Origin of the sequence: Halorhodospira halochloris (genome assembly GCF_002356555.2) — a bacterium.
Lineage (GTDB): Bacteria > Pseudomonadota > Gammaproteobacteria > Nitrococcales > Halorhodospiraceae > Halorhodospira > Halorhodospira halochloris.
Genome location: NZ_AP017372.2, coordinates 1,879,284 through 1,895,628 on the forward strand (window position 1 = coordinate 1,879,284; position 16,345 = coordinate 1,895,628).

Here is a 16,345-nt window from a genome sequence, read left to right on the forward strand (position 1 = left end):
AATCTCCATCACTTCTCATGGTTATTGATAAGGCCATTTTCACGCAACTTCTTACGTAGAGTTGCCCGATTCAGTCCGAGCAACTGTGCTGCCCGGGTCTGATTGCCACCAGTGTATTCAAGCACCGACTGCAGTAACGGCACCTCAACCTCACGCAGTACCAGCCGGTAGAGCCCATTACAATCATGGCCGTCAAGCTCGCGAAAATAGTCTTCCAAGGCCCTTGTTACAGCAGAACGAATGGTACTATCCGCGACGTGATCAGAGCCCTGATTTGGATCCTTGCCGCAAAGAGATCCTCTATTTTCTCCCATTGAATCAACCCCCTCTTTATCCCCGGGCGGGGAGCATAACAAAAAGACACCTGTCGCGCTGGCAACTTATTCTCATCTTTGCGGTGGATGAAACCTTATAGTAAAGCTCTCAGCGCCACCATCCGGCGCCATAAATTCCAGTCTAACCGGCACTGTTGAGCCAGGCTCAATGCCCTGATCGATACGCACGCGCTGCCTACTGTCTGCTACATAGTCGCGTGGTGATGCCACTCCCTGGCGAGTAACGTGGCCGTCAAGATCGCGCAGAATCAATTCTAGGTCCGGATACGGCAGACGCCTGCTGCCGGTATGCACAAGAGTTGCTCCCAATACCAGAGCGTCATCATCATTAGGGTGCTCCTCAAGAGTGCGCTCTTCGACCCGCAGCACCTGATAGCTCTGTTGCGTCTCCAGCTGACAGTCATAAAGGCCACACACAAAATCCAGCCAGTCATAAAGTGCCGGCACTTCCAGCAACTGATCGCGCATCACGTATGAGCCATGCAGCAAACCACCGAGTATAACCGCAGCGACAATCAGCGAACCGCCAACCGACTTAACCCAAGAACTGGCCCCACCGCGCCGACTTGCGAGACCCTTTCCCGCCTTATCGGGATAACGGCCAGGCTCAATGTGACCGTGGACTTGGGCTATAGCAAGCTCCAGCTCGCTCAAATCATCCAGTTCACCGTCCTCACCAGCAAGATCCGCACCAACAGAATCTTCTCCACCCCTACCCTCGCCGGTGAGCTGCAGTTGCTGGTCGGCAGCTATCCCCTCTTGACCAGCAGCGTCTTGATCAGACTCGTCTTTGGCGCTCTCCCCAGCAAAACCATCACCGCCCTGCTCTCCCGCAGACTGAGAATCGCCTGCCGGAACCTGCTCGGTCGTAGATTCCAGCACTCCCTCCGGCAGGCCTTTATCATCTTGCTTGGCTGAGGCGAAAGAGGACTGCGCCGCCGTCTGTTTGCGCTGATCAGATCCACTTTCTCTGCTTTCATCCAGGCTAAATGCAGGGTTGTCCGAATCAAACTCGGGCAACTCTTCGCTCAGCGTTTGCATAGCGTCAAAGGTCTCGCGACACAGACCACAAACCACTGATCCGCGCGCCTTGCGCAGTTGCCATGCACGCAACGCAAAGATCGCTCCGCAACCTGGACACTGGGTATACACAGGACTTCTCTATCTAATTTGGATTGCTACGGTAAACAAATAATTGAGGCGCCCTACAAGGAGAAAAAACTCTGCCTTCCCTGGCAGTTCTCTAAGTCGAGCTCGGAGCCTCCACTCGGGTACCGCTAAGCAGCACCCAGTCACCTCTGCTGCGCGGCTGATCCCATACCACCTCTTGCCCGAAAGCATCCATGACCTGATGCTGTTGGTGCTCAAGGATCCCGGCAAGAGCTATACGGCCTCCGGCACGAACCGACGCGAGCAACTGATCAGATAAAGAGATAAGCGTAGATGAAAGGATATTGGCAAGAAGAAAATCAGCGCAATAGGCAGGCTCGCGACCAGCTTCATAGCAAGGCACAGCTGCGCAGACACCGTTACGCTTAGCATTGGCAATGCTTGCTCGTACCGCCTGCGGGTCGTTATCCACCGCTAGGCACTCTCGAGCACCAAGCTTTGCTGCCGCCACCGCTAATACGCCGGACCCAGCACCATAGTCTATGCCGCAGGCACCCGTAAGATCCTCGCCATCCAACCACTCAAGACACAGCGCGGTAGTCTCATGCGTGCCGGAACCAAAAGCCAGCCCAGGGTCAAGCCTAATGGCCAAGCCTGTGGCTGGTATGTCCACCTCATAACCGCTAGGGACTATCCACAAACGGCTACCGAAGCACATCGGCTGAAAGTGCTCCAGCCACTCCCGCTCCCAGGTCTTGTCCTCAAGGATCTCCCAGCACCAGTCCTGCAGATTCCTACCCAAACAAGCCTCAACCGCCCGGCGGATCTCGCTTTCACTTTGGTTCTGATCAAACAGAGCGCTTAGCTTGATGCGCCCCCACAAGGGGTGCTCACCCACTCCCGGCTCCAGCAAAGGGGTCTCATCATCGCCCTTATATGTCAGCGCGCAGCAACCCCGAGCTTGCAGGAGCGCTTCAACGTACTCCAGCTCCGGTGCCTCTAACTCGAACTCAACCTGCAACTGAGCCATACAGGCTCAATCTCCAAAATTGGTATCAATGACCATTTCCGCAGCCTGCTCTCGGGTATAAAAGCAACCATCGCGCTCAAACCCCGATACTACTGTGGTCTTTACTGCTATTACTCGGCCGCTGTCATCGCGCTCCCGGATAAGTTCTTCCGGCAAGCCATCAAGGCGATGATAAGGCGCTGGACACCCGTCGCGGGAACAGGACGCATAGACATGCCCCGTTTCCGTGTCCATGAACGCAGGGCGGAAACCGAGTTCACGATTACAATCGCTAACTCCACCGCTACCCTGAAAAGATGTATTCTCTCGCCTCAGACGGTCTACCGTTAGGGCACGAGGCATTCCCACCACCTCCGATCGTAGCTAAGCCTCAACCCCCCTCTAACCACTATCGGCCCGGTGATCAACACCATTAGCCGTGGCCATGGCGGTCCTCTGCCCCGGCACTTACCAACCGGGGCGACTCAATAACAGACTACTACTGCTGTTGCTGGTTAAAGTTATGCACCGAATGCTCTATCTCCGCACGGGCGGCGTCGGCACCCTTCCAGTCGCGCACCTCCACCCACTTGCCAGACTCAAGATCCTTATAGTGCTCAAAAAAATGGCTTATCTCTTTGAGCTGACGAGGGGGCAAATCTTCCGGGCCCTTCACTTGCGCATAGTCCGGGGTAAGCTTATCCACCGGCACTGCGATTATCTTAGCGTCCTCACCCGACTCATCGGCCATCTCGAGGACGCCAATAGGACGTACTCGGATCACTGAACCGACAACTAAAGGCAGAGGTGTAATCACCAGCACATCTACCGGATCACCATCATCGGCTAGAGTTTGCGGCACAAACCCGTAGTTACAGGGGTAGTGCATGGCCGTCGACATGATGCGATCCACTTGCAGGGCGCCACTATCCTTGTCTACCTCATACTTAACTGGACCACCGTGAAGCGGAATCTCGATTACAACATTGACATCATCAGGAACCGACCTACCTGCAGGCACGGATTGTAAATTCATGAAATCACTACTCCGTTATATATCTCTGAAATTACACACTTGCGAAACGGCAATCAGATATACTGTAGCGCCTATGCTGCAGTGCGGCAACAGCTTGCTGGAAAAAACTGCCTGCACTATGGCCAAATTCAAGCCAAGTTAGGGACAGTGCCTGCCCCCCCAAACAGTGTGGTATGTCAGCGCATAACAGGGTGCGAGTCAAGATCTGTCATGTCGCATGATTGCTGTATGATAGTCGCAGCCAACCAGACAGGAGCAGTCATGGGTGAGACGATAAAAAACCTAATCGCAATCTGCCTGCTACAAAAGGGCCCTCAGGACCTGCCCTACTCGCCGGCCGCACTAGTCTTCTTTATCGCGGCCGGATCCGCCGTTAGCCATATTGCGGCTGCAAATATACCGGGGACTGAGAACTTGACCCTGAAGGTGCTGATCGCGGCTCTCTTCGGCCTGTTCTTTATCTATGCAACCTTGGCCGTACGCAACTATACCCAACGATTTATGCAAACCGCCACCGCGGTTTTTGGTGCCGATGCGGTTATTGCTATCCCGGTAGCCATGGTAACCCTCGGCCTGGATGGCAGATCCCCAGAACAGGCACCAACCGCAGCTTTAGTAGTCCTATTGCTGTGGCTATGGCACATTAGCATCCTCGGCCACATATTGCGCCATGCCCTAGACATTCGCCTACCCCTGGGCATACTCATAGCAATCATCTATAGCTTTCTCAGCTTTCAGGTCGTACAACTAGCCACATAATCGACAAGGGTAGCCCATGAGAGTTCACATTCTCGGCATTTGCGGCACATTTATGGGCGGCGTAGCGCTTCTTGCCCGCGATCTTGGCTACGCGGTATCAGGCAGCGACGCCGCGGCATGGCCGCCCATGAGCGATATCCTCGTCCAGGCTGACATAACTGTACACTCCGGCTACAGCATCGAGCACCTCGAGCCACCCCCGGATGCCGCCATCATCGGCAACGCCCTAACCCGGGGCAATCCAGCTATCGAATATATTCTTGATCGGGGCATTAACTTCTCCTCTGGGCCAGAATGGTTGGCGGCGAACGTCCTCAAAAACAGATGTCCGGTAGCGATCTCAGGCACCCACGGCAAGACCACCACAGCTGCAATGACTGCCTGGGCGCTGGAGTTGAGCGGCTTTGCACCGGGCTTTTTAATTGGTGGCGCCCCATGCTTTAGCGAGCGTTCTGCCCGCCTCGGCACTGGATCACCATTTGTAGTCGAGGCGGACGAATACGATACGGCCTTCTTCGATAAGCGCGCCAAGGTTGTCCACTATCGCCCTCGGGTACTAACCATAAACAATCTGGAGTACGACCACGCCGATATCTACCCCAACCTTGAGTCGATAGCCACTCAACTGCACCACGCAGTCCGCACCGTCCCACCCTCGGGCCGGGTATTAGTCAACGGTGACGACCCCAATATCGATTTAGTTCTTCGCCAGGGCTGCTGGAGCAACCTGGAAAAGGTCGGCACCGGCGCGGACAACGATTGGCGGATATGCATCCAGGGCGACAAAAAGTCTGCACAGCTCACCTATCAGGGCAGCGATCAAGGCGAGATAAATCTGCCTCAGCCCGGCCTGCATAATATGCGCAATGCCGCTATGGCTGTTGCAGCAGCCAATGCCGTCGGGGTCTGCGCCCCCACTGCATTACAAGCTCTAAAGCGCTTCCCCGGGGTTAAGAGAAGGCTTGAGCTGCGCGGCAGCGCAGCTCAAGTAGATGTGATAGACGACTTCGCCCACCACCCTAGCGCCATTCAAGCAACTCTTGAGGCGCTACGCGAGGCTAACCCACAGGCACGCATAGTAGCTGTTCTCGAACCACGTTCGCGAACCATGCAGCAAGGGGTACACCGTGACCGTCTAGCAACCTCGCTAGAACAGGCTGATCTAGCCTTTGTGCTATCTCCCACCGAATTGACTTGGTCGGTTGCTGACGCCCTTGCCCCTCTGGGCGAAAAGGTCACCCTGGCCAGCAGCACCTCGGCACTATGCACTCAAGTCCTGGCCCAAGCACGCCCCGGCGACAAGGTGGTGATCATGAGCAATGGCGATTTTGGCGGCATACACGAGCAGATTTTAGGTGGTTTACAAGCACAGGATGGTCAAAAGTAACTACTGGGATGAGAATCGACACATGAGATACTTAGGGGAACCTCTAAAAACTTTGCCGGCGCCACCATCCGCCCCGGTGTGGAGGTCTTGGCGCCAGGGATGGCGCCATGAAGCCTCCAGGGATGGATTTACGGCGTCCTCCACACCGGGGCGGATGGTGGCGCCGGCGGAGTTTTTAGAGGCTCCCTTAGCCGTAGCACCCAACACCACAGCGGAGGTCGTGTGACACGGCCTATCAGAGATGCGGTAACCGTCGCCATCACCGGCGCCTCGGGTATAGCGTATGGCCTGCGCCTGATCAAATGCCTCAACGCCCAAGAGATTCAGACCCACGTGCTGATATCCAAGGCCGGGCGAGCAGTAGCAGAATTGGAAAATAACTTTCGGCTGCCAGAACAAGCTGACAAGATCCACGCCCTCCTTTCCCAGGAGTTATCTCTGCACCCAAAACTTGTGCGTGTTTATGACTCAGAAGACTGGAACTCGCCCTTGGCGTCCGGCTCTAGTGCTCCGCAGAGGATGGTAATCTGCCCCTGCTCCATGGGTACTCTGGCCGCGGTCGCCGGCAGCCACTCCAATAATCTTATTGAACGTGGCGCCGATGTCGTCCTCAAGGAACGCGGCCAATTGATCGTCGTCCCGCGCGAAGCACCACTAAGCTCAATGCACCTTGAACACATGCTTAACCTAAGTCGCGCAGGTGCGACCATACTGCCCGCCTCCCCGGCCTTTTACCATCACCCGAGCAATATTACCGAACTGCTCGACTATATCGTCGCCCGAATTCTCGATCACCTCGGTGTAGAGCATGACCTGAGCGAGCGCTGGGGGTCGACTGGGACCTAGCTATGGTATAAATGATGGTTGACTAAAGCTCACTGGAGCGCCTGCAGAGGGACGATCCTAACCGGCTGCCCCGGCTCAAGGATGGGCACATCACCGGCGCGTAACATATCATTAACCGCTGCTTGGCGCTGAACTAAGCTAAGTTGCTCCGACTTGACATTGGCCACCGGCCAACGGCTATGCACGGTTTCAAGCTCTAAGGTCGTCAGCCATACTTGTTTATCAGTCTCCACCATCTCCACCGGCGCCAGCCACAACCGCAATACCAAGCGCTGATCATCACCTATCTGCTGCACCCTGATCAGATCCGGCAGCCGACCGCGGTGCCAACGCGCTACCGGTAACATCTTCTCCACCTCAGGGTCAGGCTGGAACCACCGTAATACACCGTGCAAACGCCGGTCGGGCTCTACCCAGCCAGCCTGTTCGAGACACTCCTTGATCGCTTCGATCTCGGCAAGCCACTGAATATCAACCGGCCTTCTGCCGCCATCCAGCCAGCGCAACTCCCTGCCAAGCGACTCCGCAGGCCCCACCTCAAGCCACTCGTCAGTAGTCAATTGCGGCGCCTGGGCCTGGACGACGAATCGCTCGCGTTCATCCGGCAATGCCGTCACCCCCTTAAAGGCAACCGCAGCCACCAGCACCCCGGCTACTATCGCTGGCAAGGTGCGTTCGGGGAGCCGTCGCTGCGCCGAACTGCGAGCCATAATCACCAATCCGGCCATCACCACCCCAAGCAGTAGCCCACCCAGAGCATCAACGAACCATAGCCGCCCAACTATGACCCCGCTGAGCGCAGCTAGCAGCGGAATGATGACTCCCACTATCAAGACCGGCCACCGCAATGGGCCATAAACAACGGTTGCCAATACCCCAACTGCTAGTACCAGGCTGGTAAAACCGGCAACCTCGGGCGAGGGAAATCCCAGCAGCGGGGCACCTCGGTACAATGGTATGGTGCTCCAATTACTCAACCCCAGGCCCATTAGAACCGCCACCAGGGCGCTGGCTGATACAATGAGCACCAGCACCAGCGCCCCTCTCCAGCGGCCGCCGCCAGCCACCCAGAGCACCCCGCCAAGCAACGCAGGCACCCAAACAGTTGGCTCCAGCAGTAACGAGGGCAGAATAAAGAAGCCTCGCAACTCTACACTCGTGTAGGTGACCAAGGCCCCGAGCAAGGCCTCATCTAACAGGGTCGGCCCGCCCAGCACGGCTTGATAGATAGCCAAGGCAACCAAGCCTGCCAATGCTGCCCACCACACCCAGCCGGCACTATAGCTAAAGGCCCGCAGGGCATAACGGGGACCGCTCAAGGCTTGAGCCGCCAGGGGGTGGTAACGCCCCCAGTTGCGCGCCCGCCAAGCTATCAGGGCGCCCGAGCTGCGCAGTCGCGGTGCCAAGACGTTAGCGATTAGCCACCATCCTCCCCAGGCTATCACCAGCACTAACAGCAGCAGCGCTACAAGGCGCACCGCTACAGATGCTGCAACCGCTAACGAAGCACCGAAGACCATCCCCGGAAGCAGATAGGCAGGGGCCCAAAATAGGGCTGAAAAAAAGTTTACGATAAAAAATGGCCGCGGCGGCATTCCCATCATTCCCGCGATCGCCGGAATGATCCCGCGTACCGGACCAACAAAGCGTCCGAATACCAGGCTCTTGCCGCCATGGGCAGCAAAAAACTCATCGCCTTTGGCCAATGCCCGCGGATAACGGCGCAAGGGCCAGTAAGTACGCAGCCTATCGCCGTAGTGCTTGCCGAGTAAGTAACTTATCGAGTCGCCTATAAAGGCGCCAAAAAAAGCGGCAATCAAGCTCGGCCACAACTCAACATGACCGGTACCCACCAAAGCTCCGGCGACAAACAAAAGTGTTGCCCCTGGCACTACCAGCCCGGCAACCACCACCCCCTCGCAAAGGGCAACAAAAAAGATAAACGCCGTTGTCCAACCGGGATTTGCGGATAGCCAGTCGAGTATCCCGTGGGCCCAAGAAAAATCCATAATCAATCAGCAAAGGGGCCAATCCACCCCCGGCAAAAGCCTGGCGGAGGAGGAGCCCGCCCCTTAAGCAAAAACCTAACCAGTTTCTCTATAAAAAATATTGATAAAATGTCATAGGGCCTGCTAAGAGCACTCTCAACAGGCCCTTTAATTGGCTACCCCACAACTGCCAAGCGATTAAACACGGGCAAAGGCACGCTCCGCCGCATCAAGTGTTTCCTGCACAGCTGTTTCGTCGTGGGCCAACGAGACAAATCCAGCCTCGAAGGCAGCTGGAGCGAGGTATACACCCTCCTCAAGCATGGCATGGAAGAAGCGATTGAAGGCTTCAAGATCACAGGCTTTGACTTGCTCAAAGGTAGTAACCGGCGACTCACTGGTGAAGAACAGACCAAACATGCTCCCCGCCTGATTGGTTGTCAAGGGCACACCAGCTTTGTCCGCGCGCTGCTTGAACCCATCGACAAGCTTAGCCGTAGTGGCCTCCAATCCATCAAAGGCGCCCGGTGCAGTGATCTTCTCCAGCGTTGCTAAGCCAGCCGCCATAGCGACGGGATTACCAGCCAGGGTGCCGGCTTGATAGACACCGCCAACCGGAGCCAAGCCTTCCATGATATCGCGCCTACCGCCGAAGGCACCGACCGGCATGCCGCCGCCAATGACCTTGCCCAGACAAGTCATATCCGGCTTGATACCGAATCGTCCCTGAGCGCAGTTAGGTCCGACCCGAAAACCGGTCATGACCTCATCGAATATCAATACTGAGCCTGACTTATCACAGCACTCACGCAGCTTCTCCAGAAAACCGGGAACCGGAGGAACACAGTTCATATTGCCGGCAACCGGCTCAACAATGACCGCGGCAATTTCGCTGCCATGCTCGTTAAAGCACTTCTCAACCGCCTCGGCATCATTGTATGGCAGCGTCAGGGTATCCGCGACAACACTCTGCGGCACACCGGGGCTGCCCGGTACACCAAGGGTCAAGGCACCAGAACCGGCCTGGACCAGCAGCGCATCGACGTGGCCGTGGTAATTGCCCTGGAACTTAACGATCTTATCTCGCCCGGTGTGCGCTCGAGCCAGGCGCAAGGCACTCATTGTCGCTTCGGTGCCGGAATTTACCAGGCGCACCATATCCAGTGACGGCACAAGCTCACAAAGCTTGCGCGCCATTTCTACTTCCAGCTCTACCGGAGTACCAAACGACAAGCCTTTGGCAACTGTCTCCTGTACCCGCCGAATAACATCCGGCTCGGCGTGACCGGCAACCAATGGCCCCCAAGAGTTGACATAGTCAACGTAGCGCTTGCCATCGACATCCCAGATATATGGCCCTTCTCCGCGCTCAAAGGTGATCGGCTCACCACCGACGCCTTTGAATGCCCGAACCGGCGAGTTTACGCCGCCTGGTATCAACTCACGCGCTTGCTGAAACAATTCGTGGGTACGTTGCATGGGTGGCTAACTCCTTTGTCAAATCAAATTCGGCGTAATTCTAGCACTCTATCAGACTTGTAAAAGCGCCCTATTGGCCCTTGCCACTGCGCCAGCGCAATACAAGTTCAGCGACCGCGGACTCGATGTCATCCGCCGCAAATATTGCGCTAACCAACGCCGCGGCATCGGCCCCTGCTGCAGCCACGGAAGCTATGTTATCGCGCCCAATACCGCCTATAGCAACCACAGGTAACTGGGCCGTACTGCGCGCTGTTGCCAGCATCTCCAGGGAAGCCCTGGCAGCGTGGGGCTTGGTAGGGGATGGAAAGACGCTTCCAACAGCGACATAATCCGCTCCTGCCGCGGCCGCATGGCGGACTCGTTCAATCTCGTTATAGCAGGATACGCCTATTACTGCATCCTGCCCTAGCTTGCTGCGGGCCGCAGCCAGGGAACCATCATCCCTGCCCAGATGAACCCCTCCCGCTCCAACCTGGGCGGCCAACTCTACATCATCATTGACTATAAACAGCGCCCCGGACTGTTCGCATAGCTCAGACAACTGCCCAGCCTCATCCAGTTGCTGAGCAGTATCGCCGCCCTTATCGCGGTACTGGAGTATACTTACGCCTCCTCGCAGCGCTCTTGCTGAGGCCTGATAGAGGTCACGGCGAGGAGAGGTGACCGCGTATAGACCGGTTATCTCGACCATATTGGCTAAACACCCATCTGCTCGAAGGCATCTTTACCGGCCTGACACTCAGGACAGACAAACCCCTCGGGGATATCACCAAAGGCAGTGCCTGGGGCAATGCCTAGGTCACTAGCCCCTTCACTCTCATCGTAAATCCAACCACAGACCGTACATACCCAAACTGAACCTGCCACTATTCTCTTCTCCTGTTGTTTATTCCATTGAGCACCTCTAAAGACTCCTAGATGCCAACTAGCTGCCCCGGTGTAGAGGACGCCGTTAATCCATCCCTGGAGGCTTCATGGCGCCATCCCTGGCGCCAAGACCTCTACACCGGAGCAGCTAGGTGGCATCTAGGAGTCTTTCAAAGCGCCGCATTGGCCAGCAACCATCACAAAAGGGGAGCTTCCCAAATAGACCCCAGCGCATGGTTACTCTACCAGAGTATGGCGCTGTTCCCGACCCCTCTTTTCATCAACTCTCAGGCCTACTAAGAAGGCTGCAGCAAACAAGACTGCGCAGATTAAAATCGCCCCCTGCAGGCCAAACAAGGCCTGAAAAGCGCCGACTGCTATGAGCCCGAAGGCCCCTGCCAATTTTGTCGCCAACCCCCAGAAGCCAAAGAATTCTGCCGCGCGTCCATCAGGTGCGAAGATACCGACCAGGGTACGGCCGGCTGACTGACACGAGCCGAGGGCTAAGCCAGCGCAACACCCGGCAACCAAAAAGACATACTGCGCCTGCCAATCGACGCCCAGCAGATTATTCAACCAAGCGGTAATGCCAGGGGTTCCCCAGATGAATATGATAGCCACAATCCATATTAACAGGGTAAACATATAAGTCCGCTTAGCGCCGACGTTATCCTGGATCAAACCAAAAACTATCGCACCGAGTGCAGCAGATATCTGCGTGGTAATGAACATAATCATGCGCACATGATCGTCCCAGCCGATAACCTGAGAGCCATAGATGAAGGCATAAGAAATGACGATCACCAACCCGGACATCGCCAACAGCAGCGAGACCATAAACACCGCCATCTCACTCAGTTGACCGAGACTACTGAGAGTCTGGCGGACCCGACTGAAGCCCAAACCAACATAGCCCTGCCCCGCCGGTAGCGGGCGGGGAGAGCCGCGCTCGCGCAACCATAAAAAAGTCGGAATAGCGCACAGCAAAAAGAAGGCCGCAGCGAACGGCCCGACCCAGCGGATGCGCTCAAAGTTTTCTTCGCTTACCTCACCGAGGACCAACACCGTAAATAGAGTCGCGCATAGGCCGCCGATATAGCCTAACGACCAACCCATACCGGAAACCCGCCCCATCTCACGCGAATCGGCTATATCTGGGAGGAACCCAGCGATAAACGCCTCGCCCATTGAATAGGCGTAGTTGGATATGGCGATTAACACAAAGCCGATGATGATATATCCCGGCTCGACCAGGTAGAGGGCAGCCGTGGCAGCGACGGTAGTAACATAGCTGATAAACAGAAACCGCTTCTTGGCGGCAGCGTAATCCATCACTGCACCACATACCGGCGCACTGGCAACCACCGCGAGATAACTGATCGCCAGCGCCGAACTCCAAAGCAAATTGGCGAGCCTATAATCATCACCCATATCACCGACAATCACGGTGGTAAACAAATCACCATAAATCACGGTGATAATCAGCAACGTATAGGCCTGATTGGCGAAGTCGAACATCGCCCAACCGAAGACCTCGCGCCGACTCGCTTTGCTAGTTGCCCACACTTAACTCTCCTGCAAATTGCCGTGGACCTTTGGGGACCTCTAAAACTTCGCCGGCGCCACTCATCCGCCCCGGTGTGGAGGACGCCGTGAATCCATCCCTGGAGGCTTCATGGCGCCATCCCTGGCGCCAAGACCTCCACACCGGGGCGGATGAGTGGCGCCGGCGAAGTTTTAGAGGTCCCCTGAGGGCCACACAACACTCTCGCTTTGGGGCGCATCTTCGCCTAGTCGCCTAGCCAACTCCCCAGGAGTGCCTCTCGAAACTCCCCCGGCCCCGGAGAACCTGCCAATTTGCTGAAGGCTGATGGCTGGTGTACACCCCCAATCTCGGGTATCCTAATAGATTATGAGCGAAACCCATTTAACCAAACAGTTAATCACCGAACTACCCATCCACGATGCCGTCCTCGATGGCCTTGAGGAAGCCGGGTTCACCAATTGCACCCCCATCCAGGCCGAAACTCTCCCACGCACCCTAAACGGAGAAAGCATAGCAGGTGAAGCACAGACCGGCACTGGCAAAACTGCGGCCTTCGTGGTTGCCACCCTGCATCACCTGATGACCTACCCGGTTGAAGAGGATGCAGTCGGCCCGTGGGCGATAATGCTCGCCCCCACGCGTGAGTTGGCGTTACAGATCCACCGTGAAGCCGAACTGATAGGCGCTTATACCGGGCTTAAATTTGCGGCTGTCTATGGCGGCACTGGCTACGAATCCCAACGCCGACAACTGCGTGATGGCGTAGATGTGATAATCGGCACCCCCGGGCGGATCATCGATTTCTATAAACAGAAGATATTCAACCTGCGCAGCATTGAGGTTGTAGTACTGGATGAGGCCGACAGGATGTTTGATCTTGGTTTTGTGGCCGACATCCGCTATCTACTCAGACGCATGCCATCAGCTGAGCAGCGCCTCAACTTACTCTTCTCTGCTACCCTCTCCTACCGGGTGATGGAGTTAGCCTGGGAGCATATGGGCGATCCGGCGCGCATAGCTGTGGAGAGTGAGCAACGCACTGCTGATCACATCCGGCAGATCCTCTACCATGTCGCCAAGGAGGATAAAACCTCCTTTCTAGTCGGCATGCTGCAGCAAATCGACCCTCGCCGCACTCTAGTATTCGCCAACACCAAGCGCGCCGCGGAGCAGCTTGTCGGCTACCTAAGGGGCAACGGCATTGAAGCGGCGGTCATCTCCGGGGATATTCCGCAAAACAAACGCGAGAAACTACTCGAAAAGTTCCGCACCGGGGAACTGCCGGTTTTAGTGGGCACTGATGTGGCGGCTCGGGGACTGCATATTGACGCAGTAAGCCACGTTATCAACTTCGACCTACCCCAAGACGCCGAAGACTACGTCCACCGTATCGGGAGAACGGCGCGCGCCGGAGAAAGCGGCGATGCTATAACCTTAGCGTGCGATGAGTATGTCTTCTCATTGCCAGATATTGAGTCTTACCTTGATTTCAAGATCCCCAGCGCTGCGCCGCCAGCGGAGTACTTTATTGAGCTAGCGCCGCCCAAGCGGCCGCGCTCCCCGCGCAAAAACACTGCTCGCCGGTCGGCGAGCAACAGCAGACACAACCGGAGCCGGGGCAATCACAGGGCTGCCCGATGATCGCGTTCCTACCTTATCTAGGGGCTAGCATTAAAACGCCAATAAATGAGATATTTTATAGTGGAAGAGATTGCGGGTGCCGACCAGCAAAGGTAATACCATAATATGTATGAGTTTATTAACTACTGTGTACGTGATTACATGACGGCTGATCCGAGTACGGTAGCCCCAGCTACCCGGTTACGCGAACTCCAAGCCCTGTTTGATAATCACGATTTCAACGGCGTACCGGTAATCGACGAGCAAAGAAATCTGCTCGGAGTGGCGACGAAGCTGGATCTGCTCAAGGCTTTCACCTTCAACTCCCAGTCTATAGTGCCGCAATATGAATCAATAATGGATCACCGGGTTGAAGAAGTAATGACGCGCGAGCCGATTACCGTAACCCCCAATATGCCCCTAACCAGGGTTTTGCAAAGGGTTGTAGACATGCGCACCAAAAGTTTTCCGGTGGTAGATGAACAGGGGCGGATTGAAGGCGTGATAGCCCGTGAAGACCTACTCCGCGCGTTACGTGACGCGACCGCTGGCGGCAAGTAAAGTCAAACGGAAAGAGAGGAACAAGCTCTCTGAGCTGCGGAGCTGACCCATGAATCCATCTACTCTGGTCGGGATTTTAGGCGGCCTGATCCTCCTCGGATCAGTCTTCTTGATTGCAGCCGAAGAAGCTCTAATCTTCCTCAATCTGCCTGGATTAGCCATAGTCATCGGCGGCACCCTCGCCGCTACCTTCCTCGCCTACCCAATGGACGAGGTGCTGCGGGTATTTCGCTTAATCTGGATCATTCTGCGCAATGAAAGGATCTATACCCGCGATGACATGGAAGAGTTGATTCGCATCTCGCAGCTGTGGTTCAAAGGGGATACTCGGGCCGTTGAAGACGCCTTAGAGCATGTCGCCAACCCTTTTTTGCGCACTGGAGTACAACTACTTATAGACCTTACCCCGGAGGAGGATATCCTTGACCTACTGCAGTGGCGAATTAGCCGCCTGCGCGCCAAGGAGCATGCTGAGGCGCAAATCTTCCGGGTAATGGCTTCGTTTGCGCCCGCCTTTGGCATGATAGGTACCCTGGTGGGCCTAATCAACATGATGTTTATCCTTGAGGATGGCGATATAGCTGATATCGGCCAGCAGATGGGCGTCGCCTTGCTGACCACTTTCTACGGTATTTTGTTAGCAAACCTGTTCCTCAAACCCATAGCAGTCAAACTCGAGCGGCGTACCGAGCAGCGTTTGATTACATTAAATATGATTCTGCAAGGCATATCGCTGATGTGCCAGAAACGCAATCCAACGTTAATGCGCGAGACTCTAAACTCATTCATCGCCCAATTCAAAGACGAGATCCGCGATCCAGATGTAATTCAACAACTCGAACAGAGTAGCCAAAGCGCTAGCAACGCCTCCGCTCAGCAAGCCGGCACAACTGCTGGTGGCGGACAACGCGGCACCAGATCTGGCGGCGGAGGCAGCACCGCTACAGGGAGTACGCGGGGAGGCAGAGATCAGGGTACCGGCAGGGGCGGACCGGCTCCGCAGAACCGTTAAGGTGAGGGGTCGCAGATGAGCGAAGGCGAAAACACCCCGGTCAGAAGGCGTGGCGGATTCGCCCGCAACATTCAGGCAGAGGGCGAAAAGGAAGAAGACACCAGCTGGCTGCTGGTCTATCTCGACGTCATCACCTTGCTGCTAATAGTTTTTGTCATCCTCCTGGTTCTGCTCGACCCTGACCCTGACGACGAACCGCGCGGACATGGCGTTTTCGATGGCACTGAACACGTCTTTGAGGGCCGGCCGACGATCATTGAGGGTCGGCCCGACTCTCCTGATGCGGTAGAGATCCCCATAGAGCTGCAAGAGCGCGGCATAGAGGCAGCCGGTGAAGAAGACACCTTGACCTTCCGCCTCGATGATGCGGTACTCTTCGAAACCGCCGGAGCCGAGCTACTGCCCGAGGGCCAAGACGCCATTGATGAGCTAGTGCCGATATTTGAAGCTACCGGCGCACGCATCTCTATAGAGGGCCACACCGACAACATACCTATATCAACCGCACAATTCCCCTCCAACTGGGAACTCTCATCAGCACGGGCAAGCAGTGTGCTGCGTTATCTCGCCGATCAAGGGATAGCACAGAATCGGATGCGGGCAATTGGGTACGGCGACATCCGCCCAATCGCTAGCAATGAAACTGCAGAGGGTAGAGCGCAGAACCGCCGCGTCGAGATAACCCTCCACTTCGATCCGACCCGGGATGATTTCGACGAATTGCCTCTAGACTAAGCGCAAAAATGTTTAGAATAGTGCCATACCCTCGTGCACCAGAGTGTTCGCT

17 protein-coding genes are annotated in these 16,345 nt (G+C 55.9%); 7 read left to right on the plus strand and 10 right to left on the minus strand.

The window, feature by feature from the left end; genetic code table 11:
* Nucleotides 1–8 precede the first annotated feature (8 nt).
* The 5 genes from fis to ppa all read right to left on the minus strand — a co-directional run bounded on the left by fis (nt 9) and on the right by ppa (nt 3,490).
* The gene (gene fis, locus HH1059_RS08540) at nt 9–314 is read right to left on the minus strand and encodes a DNA-binding transcriptional regulator Fis (RefSeq protein WP_096409784.1); all 306 of its coding nucleotides are present in this window, start codon (nt 312–314) and stop codon (nt 9–11) included.
* A 72-nt stretch (nt 315–386) separates the two neighbouring features.
* Entirely contained in the window at nt 387–1,487 is a 1,101-nt protein-coding gene (locus tag HH1059_RS08545; RefSeq protein WP_096409785.1) for a zinc-ribbon and DUF3426 domain-containing protein, read from the minus strand.
* A 91-nt stretch (nt 1,488–1,578) separates the two neighbouring features.
* Nucleotides 1,579–2,475, minus strand: coding sequence for a 50S ribosomal protein L11 methyltransferase (gene prmA / locus HH1059_RS08550; RefSeq protein ID WP_096409786.1), 897 nt, complete (start codon nt 2,473–2,475; stop codon nt 1,579–1,581).
* Between the two features lie 6 nt (nt 2,476–2,481).
* Nucleotides 2,482–2,817: a hypothetical protein gene (locus HH1059_RS08555; RefSeq protein WP_096409787.1), complete on the minus strand. Its 336-nt coding sequence runs from the start codon at nt 2,815–2,817 to the stop codon at nt 2,482–2,484.
* Nucleotides 2,818–2,953: 136 nt separating this feature from the next.
* Entirely contained in the window at nt 2,954–3,490 is a 537-nt protein-coding gene (gene ppa / locus HH1059_RS08560; RefSeq protein WP_096409788.1) for an inorganic diphosphatase, read from the minus strand.
* 261 nt (nt 3,491–3,751) lie between these two features.
* Here ppa and HH1059_RS08565 point away from each other — a divergent pair, with 261 nt between their 5' ends.
* The 3 genes from HH1059_RS08565 (at nt 3,752) to HH1059_RS08575 (ending at nt 6,482) form a co-directional block, all read left to right on the plus strand.
* Nucleotides 3,752–4,249 (plus strand): hypothetical protein, encoded by a 498-nt coding sequence (locus tag HH1059_RS08565; RefSeq protein ID WP_096409789.1) that lies wholly within the window; start codon nt 3,752–3,754, stop codon nt 4,247–4,249.
* Nucleotides 4,250–4,265: 16 nt separating this feature from the next.
* A complete protein-coding gene (gene mpl, locus HH1059_RS08570; protein WP_096409790.1) occupies nt 4,266–5,636 on the plus strand; it encodes a UDP-N-acetylmuramate:L-alanyl-gamma-D-glutamyl-meso-diaminopimelate ligase in 1,371 nt (456 codons plus the stop codon).
* A gap of 222 nt (nt 5,637–5,858) precedes the next feature.
* Nucleotides 5,859–6,482, plus strand: coding sequence for a flavin prenyltransferase UbiX (locus HH1059_RS08575; protein ID WP_197710721.1), 624 nt, complete (start codon nt 5,859–5,861; stop codon nt 6,480–6,482).
* A 29-nt stretch (nt 6,483–6,511) separates the two neighbouring features.
* On the opposite strand, the gene HH1059_RS08580 is transcribed toward HH1059_RS08575, so the two are convergent.
* The 5 genes from HH1059_RS08580 to HH1059_RS08600 form a co-directional block, all read right to left on the minus strand.
* Nucleotides 6,512–8,491 (minus strand): VTT domain-containing protein, encoded by a 1,980-nt coding sequence (locus HH1059_RS08580; RefSeq protein WP_096409791.1) that lies wholly within the window; start codon nt 8,489–8,491, stop codon nt 6,512–6,514.
* A gap of 177 nt (nt 8,492–8,668) precedes the next feature.
* Nucleotides 8,669–9,949: a glutamate-1-semialdehyde 2,1-aminomutase gene (gene hemL / locus HH1059_RS08585; protein WP_096409792.1), complete on the minus strand. Its 1,281-nt coding sequence runs from the start codon at nt 9,947–9,949 to the stop codon at nt 8,669–8,671.
* Nucleotides 9,950–10,019: 70 nt separating this feature from the next.
* Nucleotides 10,020–10,643, minus strand: coding sequence for a thiamine phosphate synthase (gene thiE, locus HH1059_RS08590; protein WP_096409793.1), 624 nt, complete (start codon nt 10,641–10,643; stop codon nt 10,020–10,022).
* A 5-nt stretch (nt 10,644–10,648) separates the two neighbouring features.
* The gene (locus HH1059_RS08595) at nt 10,649–10,819 is read right to left on the minus strand and encodes a rubredoxin (protein WP_096409794.1); all 171 of its coding nucleotides are present in this window, start codon (nt 10,817–10,819) and stop codon (nt 10,649–10,651) included.
* 237 nt (nt 10,820–11,056) lie between these two features.
* Complete coding sequence (locus HH1059_RS08600; protein ID WP_096410390.1) at nt 11,057–12,337, minus strand: MFS transporter; 1,281 nt, start codon at nt 12,335–12,337, stop codon at nt 11,057–11,059.
* Nucleotides 12,338–12,731: 394 nt separating this feature from the next.
* Between HH1059_RS08600 and HH1059_RS08605 the strand changes: the two genes are divergently transcribed.
* From HH1059_RS08605 to HH1059_RS08620, 4 genes are all read left to right on the plus strand, one after another.
* Nucleotides 12,732–14,006: a DEAD/DEAH box helicase gene (locus HH1059_RS08605; RefSeq protein WP_096409795.1), complete on the plus strand. Its 1,275-nt coding sequence runs from the start codon at nt 12,732–12,734 to the stop codon at nt 14,004–14,006.
* Nucleotides 14,007–14,111: 105 nt separating this feature from the next.
* Entirely contained in the window at nt 14,112–14,546 is a 435-nt protein-coding gene (locus HH1059_RS08610) for a CBS domain-containing protein (RefSeq protein WP_096409796.1), read from the plus strand.
* Between the two features lie 49 nt (nt 14,547–14,595).
* Complete coding sequence (locus tag HH1059_RS08615) at nt 14,596–15,558, plus strand: motility protein A (protein WP_096409797.1); 963 nt, start codon at nt 14,596–14,598, stop codon at nt 15,556–15,558.
* A gap of 15 nt (nt 15,559–15,573) precedes the next feature.
* Entirely contained in the window at nt 15,574–16,293 is a 720-nt protein-coding gene (locus HH1059_RS08620; RefSeq protein ID WP_096409798.1) for an OmpA/MotB family protein, read from the plus strand.
* Nucleotides 16,294–16,345: the final 52 nt, after the last annotated feature.